The sequence below is a fragment of the Nostoc sp. LPT genome (assembly GCF_017115165.1).
In the GTDB taxonomy this organism is placed as follows: domain Bacteria; phylum Cyanobacteriota; class Cyanobacteriia; order Cyanobacteriales; family Nostocaceae; genus Nostoc.
The window spans coordinates 1-14,738 of record NZ_JABXKF010000186.1 but is presented as its reverse complement, the minus strand read 5'-3'; the positions used below and the strand labels follow the sequence as shown (position 1 = coordinate 14,738).

Annotated in this window: 10 protein-coding genes and 1 pseudogene; 3 read left to right on the top strand and 8 right to left on the bottom strand. The window is 40.8% G+C overall.

Annotated features, from left to right (window positions below):
• Nucleotides 1-24: 24 nt before the first annotated feature.
• From HWQ58_RS37425 to HWQ58_RS37410, 4 genes are all read right to left on the bottom strand, one after another.
• On the bottom strand, nt 25-228 hold the full coding sequence (locus HWQ58_RS37425; protein ID WP_292873775.1) for a hypothetical protein: 204 nt from the start codon (nt 226-228) through the stop codon (nt 25-27).
• Between the two features lie 310 nt (nt 229-538).
• Nucleotides 539-2,209, bottom strand: coding sequence for an ATP-binding protein (locus HWQ58_RS37420; protein WP_292873773.1), 1,671 nt, complete (start codon nt 2,207-2,209; stop codon nt 539-541).
• Between the two features lie 284 nt (nt 2,210-2,493).
• Nucleotides 2,494-2,967 carry a response regulator gene (locus HWQ58_RS37415; RefSeq protein ID WP_292873771.1) on the bottom strand — a complete coding sequence of 158 codons (474 nt, stop codon included), beginning with the start codon at nt 2,965-2,967 and terminating at the stop codon, nt 2,494-2,496.
• A 52-nt stretch (nt 2,968-3,019) separates the two neighbouring features.
• Nucleotides 3,020-5,374, bottom strand: coding sequence for an ATP-binding protein (locus HWQ58_RS37410; protein ID WP_292873769.1), 2,355 nt, complete (start codon nt 5,372-5,374; stop codon nt 3,020-3,022).
• A gap of 312 nt (nt 5,375-5,686) precedes the next feature.
• Between HWQ58_RS37410 and HWQ58_RS37405 the strand changes: the two genes are divergently transcribed.
• Nucleotides 5,687-5,929 carry an AbrB/MazE/SpoVT family DNA-binding domain-containing protein gene (locus HWQ58_RS37405; protein WP_292873767.1) on the top strand — a complete coding sequence of 81 codons (243 nt, stop codon included), beginning with the start codon at nt 5,687-5,689 and terminating at the stop codon, nt 5,927-5,929.
• The gene (locus HWQ58_RS37400; RefSeq protein WP_292873765.1) at nt 5,923-6,366 is read left to right on the top strand and encodes a type II toxin-antitoxin system PemK/MazF family toxin; all 444 of its coding nucleotides are present in this window, start codon (nt 5,923-5,925) and stop codon (nt 6,364-6,366) included. The genes HWQ58_RS37405 and HWQ58_RS37400 overlap by 7 nt, the downstream gene beginning before the upstream one ends.
• A 232-nt stretch (nt 6,367-6,598) precedes the next feature.
• Here the strand turns inward: HWQ58_RS37400 and HWQ58_RS37395 are convergent, their stop codons facing one another.
• Together HWQ58_RS37395 and HWQ58_RS37390 are read right to left on the bottom strand one after the other, a co-directional pair.
• Entirely contained in the window at nt 6,599-8,308 is a 1,710-nt protein-coding gene (locus tag HWQ58_RS37395; protein WP_292873763.1) for an alpha/beta hydrolase, read from the bottom strand.
• Nucleotides 8,309-8,805: 497 nt separating this feature from the next.
• Nucleotides 8,806-9,729, bottom strand: coding sequence for a DMT family transporter (locus HWQ58_RS37390; protein WP_292873761.1), 924 nt, complete (start codon nt 9,727-9,729; stop codon nt 8,806-8,808).
• Between the two features lie 400 nt (nt 9,730-10,129).
• Here HWQ58_RS37390 and HWQ58_RS37385 point away from each other — a divergent pair, with 400 nt between their 5' ends.
• A complete protein-coding gene (locus tag HWQ58_RS37385) occupies nt 10,130-12,475 on the top strand; it encodes a cytochrome c peroxidase (protein ID WP_292873759.1) in 2,346 nt (781 codons plus the stop codon).
• 69 nt (nt 12,476-12,544) lie between these two features.
• Here the strand turns inward: HWQ58_RS37385 and HWQ58_RS37380 are convergent, their stop codons facing one another.
• Both HWQ58_RS37380 and HWQ58_RS37375 read right to left on the bottom strand, forming a co-directional pair.
• Nucleotides 12,545-13,867: a serine hydrolase gene (locus HWQ58_RS37380; RefSeq protein WP_292873757.1), complete on the bottom strand. Its 1,323-nt coding sequence runs from the start codon at nt 13,865-13,867 to the stop codon at nt 12,545-12,547.
• 681 nt (nt 13,868-14,548) lie between these two features.
• Nucleotides 14,549-14,738 (bottom strand): annotated as a pseudogene (locus HWQ58_RS37375) (hypothetical protein); the annotation flags it as partial.

The following is a 14,738-nucleotide window of genomic DNA, read 5'->3' as shown; positions in this document are numbered from 1 at the left end:
TCACTGGTGGATTCAATTTGGAGTTTAATCGTAACTAATTACCCGGACATGATATGATTTGTTTCTATCTCCATACCAAGCAGTTTTTCTTGGCAAGTTTACTTCCTTACCGTAAATCTTCATCTTGTCTTGTCGCCATTTGATTTCATTAAACAAGTTTTGAAAAAGCTCGTCGCTCTCTTGCTGACTGAAAAAACTACGATAGAAAATCACATCTGCATCTGGCATAGATAGGACTTCTTTCTCTGCACTCTTCTTTGATTCATTAATACTGTTTTTAAGCACTTCTCGTTACACACATTTTTTTATCTCTGGCTTCGTTGCTAATCCGTCTCTTAATCAATTCCCTTTTTTATAGCTAAAGTTATCTTGAGTGGACTTGAGTTATGATCTGCTGAACTTAAGTTCTGGGCTAAATGTAGGTCAGCAGGATAATTTTACTGTCACAAAAATGTAAGTAATGACAAGCTTTTAAGTATGAAGATTAATTGATAACTGATAACCAAATTGCCACAAGTCAAGTAGATGATGAAGATAGTTAATTTGTTGGGCATATCTTTGGTAAGCTAACTGTAACTTTAGTTCCTTGCCCAACTTCACTTGACAAGCTAATACTGCCACTATGTAACTCGACACAAGCTTTAGCGATCGCTAGTCCTAAGCCTGTACCAGGAATTGTGTCAACGTTACTTCCACGACTGAAGGATTGAAACAAATTTTCTTGATCTGCCATCGGGATACCAATTCCCTGATCTTTGATGTAAAAAACTGCTTCTGATTCTTTGCCGATCAGGTGGAATTCTACATTACCTCCATCTGGAGAGTACTTAATTGCATTGGACATTAAGTTAATAAAAATTTGCTGCAAAAGCCCGCGATCGCCCCAAAATCCATGATGATTCCCAGTAATTTTAAAAATAAATTCGTGGCGATCGCCTATTGTTTCTCGCTCTTGTTCTAAAAGCTCAGAAAAAAATTGCAGTAAATCGACTGAGATTGGTTGAAACTTGGGTTTTTCCAGTTCAAGTTGGTTAACCAGAAGCATATTATCCACGAGTTTAGACATATACCTTGCTTTCTGTTCAATGATTCCCAAGAACCTCTGTTGTTTAGGTTCATCCAGTTGCTGACTATGTTTTCCCAAAGTTGATGCCGCAGCCAGAATTGAAGTTAGCGGCGTTCGATACTCATGGGAAACCGTTGTAATTATTTGGGATTTAAATACATTGAGCTGCTTTTCTTTGGCAAGAGCTGCTTGAGTTTGGGCTAACAATTCCGCCTGTTGAATAGCGATCGCTAATTGCACTGATACTTCATTGAGCATTTCTGTATCATCAGTTTGCCAGTGTCGTTCCCCGGAATTATGGTGAGCAATCAATAAACCCCAAACTTTGGGGGTTGAGTTCCCATTGTTTCTCAGATTAATCGGAACCACCAGATTTGCCTTAGTATTAAATTGCTCTTTTAAATTGACACAATTACACAAGCCAAGCTCATAGATATAAGGGATTGGGGATGGAGAAAATTCTTCCCTAGTCATCAGTCCTCTGTCTTCTTGTCTCCTCGTCCCCTTGTCCCCAACCCCGACGCGATCGCACAATGCCACAGTCCGGTATGGCTCAATTGATGAGGCAACTATCTTACCATCTGTATCTGGCGCAAACTTATACACTATCACGCGATCGCACTTCAAAAGTTGCTGTACCTCAGCTACAGCCGTATTCAAAATTTGCTCTAGATTAAGAGACTGGCGAATTCGTAAAGCAGTCGTGGCAATTAAGCGCTGTCTCTCTTGAGTTTTGAGCAGTTGGGCTTGCAAGCACGATTGCTTGATGGCGTTGCGGACTGCTAGTTGCAGCACATCCTGTGTAAGATTTTGCTTAACTAAGTAATCTAAAGCACCCCGTTTCATTACCTGCACAGCGATTTCTTCATCGCCGCGCCCTGTCAACATAATCACGGGCACAGAAGTCTTAAATATCTCCTGCTGTATGCGATCAAAAAGTTCTAACCCACTCATATCAGGTAGGCAAAAATCCAGCAGTATGACATCGCAGCGTTCTTTTTGACACAAAGCAAGTCCTTCTTCTGCACAGTCTGCCTCCAAAATCTTGTAGGACTGGTGCGGATCTTTCAAAAGATATCGACGATAGATTTTCCGATCTGCGGCACAATCATCGATGATAAGTAGCGTCCATGTGTCCAACATAAGGTTATGAGGATCGGGGAGCTATATAGATCCCTTTTATCCAGATTGTGTTTTTATTGCGTAATTATAAAAATAATATACAAATAAGTCTAAATAAAATCTAAATTCCTTAGTAATTCTAAAGCAATATAAAATAGTCAAAGACAGTGTGAAAAACAGCAAAATGGGGAAAACGCATTTAAGACAGACACAGTGATTCAAATAGGAAAATGTCGGTGTGTGCTTGAGCTGTCTTCTTCATTATCCTATTATCCCTACTGCCACATTAACAGAAAATAAATAAATTAATCCAACACAGGTGGCGTATTGGCTTCAAGCCAGTAGTCCACGAATGCCTGAACCGTCTTTTTTAGTTCCTGAGCATCCATCGGTTTTACCAGATATCCATTTGCGCCCTTTTGGTAGCACAATTCAATATCCTTGGGGTTAGATGATGTGGTAAAAACAACGATGGGGATTCCCTTGAAACTCTTGTCTTGCTTGAGCCGATCTAAAATGTCACGGCCATCAATACCTGGCAAATTGAGATCGAGCAAGATCACAGAGGGTCGTAATGCTGCTTTAGAATTGGGTCGGTCTTCGCTCTTAGCATAGGCATCGTTCCCCTGTTGATAAAGCAACTCTAAAACCTCATCTCCATTAGTACAACGGTGTATAGGGTTCTGGACGGACATACGCTGCATCAGACGTTGTAGTATCCGAAAATCTTCATTGCTGTCCTCAACAACAAGCAGCGGTTCATGAAGTTTTTTTGTCATTAGTGGTCTTAAAAGAACTTAACAAAAATATATATTTAGTTATTATCTTAAACTATTGCAGCGTAAAATAGAACATAGAGCCAACGCCTACAGTAGATTTCACCCAAATTTTACCGTTATGAAGCTCAACAATCTTCTTAGCAATAGCGAGTCCTGCACCAGCTCCTCCACCGTATTTTTGCTGGGAATGGAGCCGCTTAAATAATCTAAAGATGATTTTTAGGTGATGCTCTGGAATTCCAATACCGTTATCTCGGATATAAAAGATTGGGGATTGGCGATTGGGCATGGGGCATGGGACATGGATCAATTGTTCTTCCCCTGCTTCCCCTGCTCCCCCTGCTCCTGTGCCCCTCTGCCCCTCTGCTCCCCTGCCCCTCTGCCATTCTTCTTGAGAAAGGTAGCCAATCTCAACCCATTGCTCTGCTTTATCGTTGTATTTGAACGCATTCCCAAGCAGATTACTGAAGACTTCATTAACGAGAACTTGGTCGCATAAAACTGTTGGTAAAGGCCGAGGAATGCGAATATCCACAAGCCCAGAGTCTTGACGACTAGCACGAAAAACGTCAATTACTTGGTTGAGTAATTCGTTGAGGTCAGTTGCTTGTAAGCGCAGTTGTGCTTGTCCTAACTGCGATAACCGCAATAGAGCATTAATCAGAGTTTCCATGCGTACAGACAAGGATACTACTGTTTGCAAACATTCAATTCCCTCATCATCTAATACTTGGGCATAGTCTTCTAGCAGCACTGTTGAGAAGTTATAAATGCCCCGCAAAGGTTCCTTGAGGTCATGGGAAGCGGCGTAGGCAAAGGATGCTAGTTCTTGGTTGCTGCGCTCTAACTCCAGGTTGATTTTAGCTAATTCATCCGCTTTCGAGAGTACAATACCAACGATCGCATTATTCAAAGCGATCGCACTGTCAAGTTCACAAGGTTTCCAAGGTAGAGAAGTTAATCTAACCGTTTCTTGCCATTGTTCAAAGGATTTTCGCACAGATAGAGTAAAGCTACCATCTGCCTGTGCTTGCATGGATTCCTGTGGATTTCCCGCCCAGTGTACCGTTTGGATAACTTCAGGGCGAAACCAAAGGATGTAATAGCGCCGGATTTTAGAAATCCGCAGTAGTAACAAGCCACTAGCAGTATCTTTAAATATCAGCGCCTCTGGGTAAAGCTTCGGCAGAGAATCAGTAGAAAACAGGTTGTCACTAACTTGAGTATCCGCCCATTCAATGAGCGCTCGAACTTCATCAATATTTGGTGTTGTCCCTACAAGGGTAATTTCATTATCCAGACAAACTGCCGCTCCTGAAGCACTAACAAGATCGAGCAAGCGAATTTCCGGTTTGATTAGGGCATCGATAAAATTGTCGGCTTGGGAAATAGATTCTAGAAACTCAGACTGTAGCGATTTGAGTTTTACTTTATAATCCCATTCTGAGTAACTAATTTTGTGTGCTAGTTCTGAAGACGCAATCTGTCCCAAAAATTCGCACATCTTGCGGACTTCGTAAGAAATATACTTTGGTGTTTGATGGTGACAGGATATTAATCCCCAAAGCTTCTGCTCTTGAATAAGTGAAATCACCAAAAGAGCTTTTACTCCCATATTTTGATGATATTGAGTACAACACCAATCAAAACTTCGTAGCACAGAGTAGCTTAAGTCAAGATGCTGATGTGTTGTCGGATTTTCTGTTGGAAGTAGTTTGACTGGTTCGGCAGTCAAATCGGGGAGAAATCTCAGAAAGCAGCGCGTGTATAACTCCCTAGCCTGCGCTGGAATATCTGTAGCCGGATAGTGGAGTCCTAAATAAGGTGATAAATCTTCCCGTTTAACTTCTGCAACAACAGAACCCGCTTCTGACTCGTCAAATTGATAGACCATCACCCGATCGAAACCGATGATTTTTTGGATTTCTTTAGCGACCAGATGCAAAAATTCTCCCAGATTGGATGTCCTTTGCATTTTAGCGATCGCTTCACTCGCCAAACTATGAAAGCTTAAGAAACTCACTTCAGATTCCGAGTCAGTTGGTTCTAGCTCCAGAATCACAGCTTCTTCTGTACGATGAGCAATAGCATCAAAGTATATTTCCCCATATAAAGTATGTATTAGTACTTTAAAAGCATTAGCACTGCCAATCTTTTTTACTAAGCACTGCTTGACAATTTCCACTTGCTGAGGGTCAAGTAAATAGCTCAAAGGTTTACCGAGCACATCTTCTGAAGCTTTGCCCAAATACACTTGGGTATTGTTGCTAACTTGCAGTATCTCTAGCTGAGTACTGAGTGCCAGTAGAACGCCATGAGGTTGAATAGAGCCAGGTATGTGAACAGGTTTGCGATCGTGGTTAGTCAGGGCATTAGCTTGGGCTGTAGTATATTCAGACTGGCTCATAACTGAACTTATGTAAAGCTAACTTTTACAATAGCGCAATTAAATGTCACATTTCTTTAAAGTATATGTCGAGAAGTATGAGTGCGATCGTATATATCTGTGCTGGTTATAGTTTTTACAGTAACTAAGGTAAGTGCAAATAATTAGAAGATGGTGTAATGATCTGGCAAGGCTTCCGTAACATAGCGAAAATACAAATTATGGTATATTCAAAGTAGATACGTAAAATAATCTAAAATAGGCGCGTCAAGCTTTGAAAGTTTTATGTTTGGGTGTGAAATTGTCTAAGAAAGCATTTATTTTGAGGTAGTTATGACTACAGTTGTTTCTAAGTGGGGAAACAGCCTAGCTATTCGACTTCCGAAAGCTTTGGCTGAACAAGTTAATCTCAAAGAGGGGACAGACATAACTTTCAGCATTTCAGGCAATAGCATTGTAATTACACCGCAGCAGCGAAAAAAATATACGCTTGATGAATTATTGGAAGGTATGACTCCAGATAATTTCCATTCTGAAATAGATACTGGATCTGCTGTGGGGAATGAAGTTTGGTAGTTAAACCATACATTCCAGATAGAGGTGATATTGTCAAGTTAGACTGCGGAACTACAAAGCAAATTACGGCTGATTCGATCCGACGTGTATTAGCCCTGAGAACATCAGGAATGTCATTTGAAGATATTGCTGAAACGCTTAATGCTGAACTAAAACCTCAAGGGCGTGAGCAGATGGGCTATCGTCCTTTTTTAGTTATGTCACCATTAAAATACAATCGAATGGCTTCTATAGTTCTAATTTGTCCAATTACTAATCAAAAAAAAGGTCTTAACTTTGAGGTTCCGCTTCCTGACGGAATGATCACCAGTGGCGTGGTGCTAGCTGATCAGATCAAATCACTAGACTGGAAAGTTAGAAAGGTTTTGTTTGTAGAGAAAGTTGAACAAGAGCTAATTGAAGAAGTCCAAGCAAAAATTGAGCCTTTAATTTTATAAAGACGCAATTAACAATTCAAAATTCAAAATTCAAAATTCAAAATTAAAGACATTTCAGACGGGGATTTAAACCCCGACTCAAATGGATGCTACATGTAGATGTAGGGGTCTTAAACCCTTTAATTTACGATAAATTGCACAAAAGAAATTAATTACGTCTGTTCAAATCAAATAAAAATCATCACATGCAGCAATGCAACACCAATATCCAACATCCAAAATCCGAAGCTGACTATGGTGTTGGGAACTTTTTTTTTACGAGTTTGGCTCCTTTTATATCCAATAATTGTGCTAATTCGGCTGTATTCAATGACTTGACGAGACTCAAACCAAGCGACTTACTAGAAATGCTTTGAGTATAGGCGGCGTTCAGGTAGGGCGTGTATTGTGGCCTTCCTGCAATGTATGTTTGGAAGAAAGGTAAACTTAAAACATTCATGTAACGACGCGCTTGGGAGGCATCGCCAATCATATCGGCAGGTAATGCTACTTGTTGATTTACAGGGTTAGCATTGCCAATGGTGGAAAAGTGTGTGCCACCAACAAGCATGACAAGATACTTTTGGGAATTCGCCAACCAAGAGAAAGGTAAAATTTGCTCGGATAAAGCTGGTGCAACTGTATCATCACTACTGCTGACAATCATCACTGGAGTTTTAATTTGACTTAAGCCAGCTTTGCCGAAAATCGAACTAGTAATGGGATTAACTGCGATCGCAGCTTTCACTCTCTCATCCCGCAGGTTATAATCTTTGCCAGACTTGCTAATGCTCAATTCTAAAGCGCGACACTGGAGCAGTAAAGACATATTCCAGGTATTTTGCAGTGCTGCTGGTTGACAGTCTTGTTTTAGCTGCTGAAAGTTAATTTTAGCGCCTGCCAAGGCCAAGGCTGTGTAGCCTCCCAAAGATTGACCAAATACTCCGACTTGTTGCAGATTTAAGCGACCTTTAAACCGTGAATCAGATTGATTGCCTTTTTGCAATTGATTCAGTATATATGTTACATCCAAAGGTCGGTCTTGAAATTCACTTGGTTCTGCGACTTCAATGGCGCGTCCTTTTAGCAGAGAATGCAATTGTTTCGCATCACTACCAGGATGATTGGGAACGACGACGGCAAATCCGTAAGAAGCTAGATGAGTGGCTAAATATTGAAAGTTACTGCTGTCTAAACCCAAGCCGTGAGAAATGACAATTACTGGTGCAGTCTTCTGGACATTGGGAATGTAAACATCAGTCAATAAAAGCCGATTGCGGGTTGAGTCGAAAAACTTCAGGGTGTATTTTTGCGACTTAAATTTTCCCGGAACCTTTAAATCGGGCAATTGCGATAAATTTGGTTGGGAAATGCTATCAGCTTCTATTTTAGACTTTTGAGAAACGGCTGCGAGCGCCTGATGGGTTTGGTTAACAAGTTCCTCTAATTCCGTAGCTATTTCCAAAGTCTCGGCCATATCAAGGCGAATGCTGCTGGTGGGATATTTACGCAACACATTTAAAAGTGTCAAGCCTCCCGATTCTCCAGAAGCTAAAATTAGCGCCGAACGCAAAGTACCCAATCCTGGTTCTGGTTGACTGGTTTTAATCACTTGCGCCAATCGATGCAGTAAAAATTCTCCTTGCGGTGTGTAGAGAAGTTGCGAAACTACTACTGGACTAACTTTCACACGATTAAGCAAAATCCGCCGCAATTCTTGAAGCTGTTCTAAAGGCAGATATCGCTGATAGGCTGCTAAGTCTTCGTTAATTACACCTGTTTTGGCATAGTTCTCTAAAGTGGTTACTGAAATGGAAAGCTCTAAGGCTGAATAAGATGCATAAATCCGCTCTGCTGCCAAGACAGAATTACTAATTCCAAATGTTGGCAGCACCATTGAAAGAACCAGCAATAAAGAATTTTTTCTGAGGGTGCTGGCCCAATTACCAAACAAACTATTCATCGCTCAACTGTTTCGGTAGTCTGGTTTTATCAGGTGTTGGCTTTGGTAGTTATTCGGGCGCCCTGCTTGGTTTACTTAAAGTTATTAGCCTCAATTTTATCAAAACAGAATTTAGGAGTCAGTAGTTATAATTCACGATGAATTATGTATCAATTGCGAATGTAGCTTGCTTAAAATGATGGGTTTGAAATTCCTACTAAATCTTAGTTGGGGTAGTTTTAAAAAGTAGCGATTCCCAATGCCCTAGTAATTTATTCTGACTCCTGAATTCTGATTTTTGAATTCTTTTGCAAGGATATTTCGGCTATAAAGTCAACAATTAAATCCTACAAAGTCATGGAGATGGGTAAAGTATCCAGCTGACTTCAGTAGTTTGCCTTCACTATTAAATCATAACAAATAAAAAATAGTCTGCCTCAGTATTTATGTTGTAGCTTTGAATATTGCACAAATTCACTAGCTGAAAAATCCAGTAAAAATCCTGAAAAACATTGCAATTAATCAGCTTTTCCCAAGGCGATCGCTACTGAACCTGTAACTACTAAACCCGCTCCGAATATTGCGATGAGGGTGAAGTGTTCTGGTGGTGTCCAATCAGGTGCAATAACTGATACAACCACGACTGATATTAATGTCACAATGGGAGCTAAAGCTATTACTGCACTTACTCGTGATGCTTCCCAATGTTGTAATGATTCAGAAAAAGCACTGTAGGCGATTAAAGTATTCAAGGCACAAAAAATCAACATTCCTAAATGGAAAGTATCAAGTATAAAAAGTGATTTAACTTTGGCTAGAGGAGTGAAGAATAAAGCACAGCCTCCATAAATAATCAACATGATGCTAGTGGAAGATAAAGATTGTAATAACTGCTTTTGTGCCAAAGCATAAATAGCCCAAGCCGTTGAGCCTAGCGCAATTAAAATACTACCTAGTATATATGTGCCATGTGCTGTAATTAAATTCGTTAGTTGTTCGTGGAAAAATAAAAGATAACCACAAATCATTACACTAACGCCAATCCATTGAGACAGCCGATAACGTTCTTTAAAAATTACTAACCCTCCAAAACCTAATAAAAGGGTAGATAATTGAATGAGAACTTCAGCATTAGCAGGCGATGTTAATGCTAAACCTTGGGTAAACGAAAAGTAATTAATCCCTAAGAATATTGTCGCGATCGCTAATAATTTTCCAGAAGCAGAGCGCAATTGTTCTAATTTTGGTAATTTGCCACGTATCCCTAAATACACAGCAAGCAGTAGAAATGATACCAAAAAGCGAAACCAAATAACGGTATAGACATCAAGTACTTGTAGAGTTACTGCTAGGGCAATAGGTAAAATTCCCCACAACAAGACCGTCAATAGTGATAATGCTAGCCCTAAGCGCCACCGACCAGAACTTTGATGTAGTAACATTTAAATATCCTACACAAAGTAGGGCTAATATTAACAATTCAAAATTCACGCATTCAAAATTCAAACATTTTAGACATTTTGATTCGGGGATTTAAACCCCAACTCAAAATATGCTACGACAAGACGTAAGGGTCTTAAACCCTTGAATGTACGATAAGTTTAAGATATACCTAACTGATTTATCAAACTATTGTTGAGAAAATATGTTAATAGCTTATTTAATATAAATTCAATATAAAATAATCGACTCACCAAACTTAATTTATTATTCGTAGCCCCTAGAGGGTGTTTTTTTGTTCACGTAAAATTCGTAATTTGCGTGTTCATTTTACATGAATATTAAATTTAAAACTTCCTCGTAAATGTATACTTTATCTCGGTGTTACTTTATAAAAAAACTATGGGGATTATACCCATAATCAGCTTAGTAATCCTTACCACTGCCTTATCAAGTTACTTATTGCTGACCTTAAGAGGTCGATTTTTGCTCAAATCTTTAGTGACAAAAATAAAGCGGCAAGAGTGGAGATTCAGATATAGCAAGCCTAACTACTTGAGATCGAGATTTTCAAGGACTATAACAATTGCTGCCATTATTGTGGTAGCAATAATAGCTGGAAATACTGTATCAGCAGGGGTTACAGCCCCGTCCCTAATTTCGCTCAAGAGCGTATCGGTTCCAGAACCTGACAATCTTGGGAACTTCATAAAAGACAAAACAGCTGCAATCAAATTAGGAAAGACTCTTTTTTGGGATATGCAGGTTGGGAGCGACGGACAGACCTCCTGTGCTAGTTGTCACTTTCATGCTGGAGCTGACAATAGATCCAAAAATCAGATTTCTCCTGGGCTTTTACGGATTAATGCTAATGGTACAGAGAATCCGGATACAGTTTTTAATATAGGTGGTGCGCCAAACTACCAACTTAAACCGGGAGATTTTCCCTTCCACAAGCTGTCAGACCCGAATAATCCTAATACCGTTGTATCTGACCGAAATGATGTCAGTTCCTCTCAGGGTGTCTCCAATAGTAAGTTTGTTAATGTCGTACCTGGTACCGCGGAAGACCAAGTAAAAACGGAGCCAGATCCGGTGTTTAATGTGGGAGGTACAAATGTGCGCCGTGTGCAGGCGCGTAACACCCCAACCGTGATTAATTCAGCATTCAACTTCCGCAACTTTTGGGATGGAAGGGCACAGAACATCTTTAATGGAGTGAATCCCTTCGGTTTAAGAGATCCTAACGCCTCTGTGGTAAAAGCAGAAAGTCCAAATCAGCTCCAATTTGTCAAAATCAGATTGAATAATTCGTCTTTAGCTTCTCAGGCGCTTGGGCCGCCACTGAGTTCCTTCGAGTTGTCGGCTGATGGTCGCACTTTTCAAGAAATTGGTGATAAGTTCGGGCGAATTGACAACAAAAAATCTCTCATCGATCTGCCGCTAGATAATCTAGATAATCTCGATGAGCTGGATGATCTCGATGAGCTGGATGATCTCGATGAGCTGGATAATCTCGATGAGCTGGATAATATTACTGATAGTCTGGTTCCCCCGGGATCGGTATCCAGTTCCGTTGGTAATTTGCCGCAAATTGGCAACAGTAAATCTTTCAGTACACTGCTGCAAAATGCTCTGTCAATTAGGGGTACCAAGCTGCCTCGAGTCCTAGGGCAAAAGTTATCTCGCCTCAGACCGCTAGGCAAACAGATTGTGCATCCACAAGACAGCGTTTTAGGTGCAAACAGCAGATATCCTCTGCCCGGACTGAAGGATAAAACCTACGACCAGCTGATTAAAGATGCCTTTAAGCCGGAGTGGTGGAAGTCTAATCAACTTATCCAAGTTAATGCTGAAGGTAAAAGGACTTTTGTCAACAGCGGTGATAACTCTTCCAAAACTAAAGAGTACACGCTGTTGGAGTATAACTTCTCGCTGTTCTTTGGGCTGGCAATTCAGTTGTACGAGTCTACACTCATTGCCAACGATACGCCCTTTGATCGCTTCTTAGAAGGAAACACCACAGCCCTAACTAAGCAGCAGCAACTAGGTCAACAACTGTTCCAGGGCAAGGCTCTGTGTATTGGTTGCCACGCTGGATCGGAATTAACAGCTGCTTCAGTGAGCAGCGTGGCTAAAGACGGACGAATCAAACGTGCGCCATTCGGTGCAAGACCTGCTGAAGACAATGGCTTCTTCAATATCGGCGTTAGACCTGTAACGGACGACCCCGGTTTGGGTGGTAGTGACCCTGTGCAGAATAATCCGCTTTCAGAGGCACGATTGGCTCAGTTAGGGAAATTTCAGCTTCTCCTTGGCGAAAACCCCCCCGTCCTCAATCCACCGTTGAATTCTAGTGAAACTGTAACTGCAAACGGAGCTTTCAAAGCGCCTGGACTTCGCAATGTCGAACTCACTGCCCCCTACTTCCACAATGGAGGTCAAGCAACTTTAGAGCAAGTGGTTGATTTTTACAATCGAGGTGGTGACTTTGGAGTTCTTCCCCCACTGAATCTATCACCAGAAGAAAAACAGCAATTGGTTGCCTTTTTAAAGGGACTGACTGATGACCGAGTTAGGTCTGAGAAAGCGCCTTTTGATCATCCGCAACTTTTCGTGCCTAATGGACATCCAGGTAATGAGAAATTCGTTACCAACGATGGTACGGGCAAAGCTACAGATAGCTTCCTGGAAATTCCTGCTGTTGGTAGGTATGGCGGTAGTGCTATACGAAATTTCTTGAAATAACATTTCACGAAATATCTGATACCGATAGATATGTAGGGGCGTACAGCTAACTGTACGCCCCTATATTTATTAAGGAGTGCGTAGGCGTAGCCCGCCGGAGGCATCGTCAAGTATCGGTTGTATATTGCTAACTTTGGTATTGTCTAGGTAATTATAGACTCTTCTGGAAACTTCACGGACAAAATCTCCAGCTTTGGGATCGTAATTTGGTCTTTGTACCAAAACACCTGCTAAATAGCTTTTGCCGTTGGGCATTTGAATAATTCCCGCATCACCGATGATAAATCTCAATGTACCAGTTTTATGGGCGATGGTAGCTCCTTGACCGATACCAGCTGGTAGTAAACTATTAGTTTTGACATGGCGCATAATGCCTAAAACTTGATTGCGGCTAGTTGGGGATAGCAAACGATTATTAGAAACTAACGCCGCTAATCTGACCAAATCTTTGGAACTAGTTGTATTTGTACCACCGATGTCTGGAAGTAGATTCCGAAGTGCTGTATTTTGCAATCCCCAACTGCGAAAACGTTGGCTAACTTTTGTGGCACCACCCAAGCGATCAAGAACTAGATTTGTGGCGGTATTATCGCTGATTGTCATCATCAAGGTAGCAGTTTCTAGGACGCTAAATTTAGTGCCGATGGGTTTGTATTGCATAATTCCAGATTCGCCAACCTTTAAATCGCGCCGCATCACTAATTTATCGGTGAGTTTAATTCTACCTGCATCTATTTCTTGGAAAAGAGCCACTAATAAGGGAAATTTGATTGTACTGGCAGCAGCAAATCTTTTTTCGCCATTAATATCTATATAATTTCCTGTAGATAAATCTAAGAAAAATATTCCCGGATTCAATGTTTTATAACTTGCTAACAAACTGCGAAGCTGAGAAGTGATACCAACCATCTCTTGACCAAGATTCACAACTCCAGCAAATGTCGATGCATCTGTGGATTTGATGGCAATATCTTCTCTGTTTTCTCCAACAATGGGATTAGTTTGGCGGTTAAATGAATTGAATTTGAAAATCCAATGAGAACGGGAATCTCCTTTAATTGATATATTTTGGGAAGTAACATCATAACCAGGAGCTAACTCGACGACAAAACGAGTGGTTTGAGAGTCTGGTTTGCCGAGGCGAATTTCTTTCACCGCTTTCCCAAAACTTTGTTTGACAGTATCGGAATTAAAATTAGTTCCAGGTAAGTCAATCACCAATCGATTAGGATTATCTAATATAAAGGCTTTTGGTTCTATTCCCGAAGTGGTAGTTAAGTCTAATTGATTTTGGCTAGAATCATAGTACCAAGACTGTAATTGTGAGGCTTTAGCTTGTCCTGCAACTAGAACCAAACTGCTTAAACCAATCGCCAGTAGATGTGATTTCATTTTGTGAATGTGGGTGTGCAAGTAAGGAGCAACTAATCAGGTTTACTTAGATTGTTTTCTGATGACTGTGCTGAACTTCCGGAGAAAAAGTCATAAATCCCGGTGAGTTATTTTTACCAGATGATATTTGGGATTAGATAAGCACGATAAATCATCATTACTTATTAAAAGTAATCAAAGTTGAGTTTTATTTGTGGTGTGAGTTGACAACAACAGAAATTGTTAATCTAGCCCAAGGACGAGCGAAGGATTAATTATGTTTCCAACTTATATTTTGTAGAGAGAGAAAGTAAAACTTATTCACTAAAACCCTAATACATATAGATTTCGCGTAGGGGCACAGCATTGCCCATTAGTGTCAACTTAACGTAAAACTTTTGTTAAGACGTGATATTGAGTTCCTTCACTTACGGTTACTCACCGCGTCACCCCACCCCGGTTTTGTCTAAAGCCAAAACCGCCCCTCCCCGATGCCTTGGGGCTACGGTGTACACACAAGTCGGAAATAGCTGATTAACCAGGGTTTTACCCCACCCTAACCCTCCCCTTAGAAAGGGGAGGGAACTAGATTTCTTATTTCCCCCCTTTATAAGGGGGGATTAAGGGGGGTAATTTGACTGTGTGTACACTGTAGTCTAAAAAAAGAAAGGCTTTGAGGCTTACTCCCCTTCCTTCTCTTCTCTACGAGAGGCTGTGCCAACGAGACACTGCGCGAACGCAGGGAAGGGGCTGGGGGTTAGGTCTGTATTTCACGCAATTGAGAACCGCTATATTTGTTATTTCGGCGAACGCATTTGTTATTTCGGCGATCGCATTTGTTATTTTGGCGAACTCATTTGTTATTTTGGCGAACTCATTTGTTATTTTGGCG

What these genes read in the sequence shown, in the direction of transcription:
- HWQ58_RS37425 (WP_292873775.1), bottom strand. Translation starts at nt 228, where the DNA reads ATGCCAGATGCAGATGTGATTTTCTATCGTAGTTTTTTCAGTCAGCAA.
- HWQ58_RS37420 (WP_292873773.1), bottom strand. Translation starts at nt 2,209, where the DNA reads ATGTTGGACACATGGACGCTACTTATCATCGATGATTGTGCCGCAGAT.
- HWQ58_RS37415 (WP_292873771.1), bottom strand. Translation starts at nt 2,967, where the DNA reads ATGACAAAAAAACTTCATGAACCGCTGCTTGTTGTTGAGGACAGCAAT.
- HWQ58_RS37410 (WP_292873769.1), bottom strand. Translation starts at nt 5,374, where the DNA reads ATGAGCCAGTCTGAATATACTACAGCCCAAGCTAATGCCCTGACTAAC.
- HWQ58_RS37405 (WP_292873767.1), top strand. Translation starts at nt 5,687, where the DNA reads ATGACTACAGTTGTTTCTAAGTGGGGAAACAGCCTAGCTATTCGACTT.
- HWQ58_RS37395 (WP_292873763.1), bottom strand. Translation starts at nt 8,308, where the DNA reads ATGAATAGTTTGTTTGGTAATTGGGCCAGCACCCTCAGAAAAAATTCT.
- HWQ58_RS37390 (WP_292873761.1), bottom strand. Translation starts at nt 9,729, where the DNA reads ATGTTACTACATCAAAGTTCTGGTCGGTGGCGCTTAGGGCTAGCATTA.
- HWQ58_RS37385 (WP_292873759.1), top strand. Translation starts at nt 10,130, where the DNA reads ATGGGGATTATACCCATAATCAGCTTAGTAATCCTTACCACTGCCTTA.
- HWQ58_RS37380 (WP_292873757.1), bottom strand. Translation starts at nt 13,867, where the DNA reads ATGAAATCACATCTACTGGCGATTGGTTTAAGCAGTTTGGTTCTAGTT.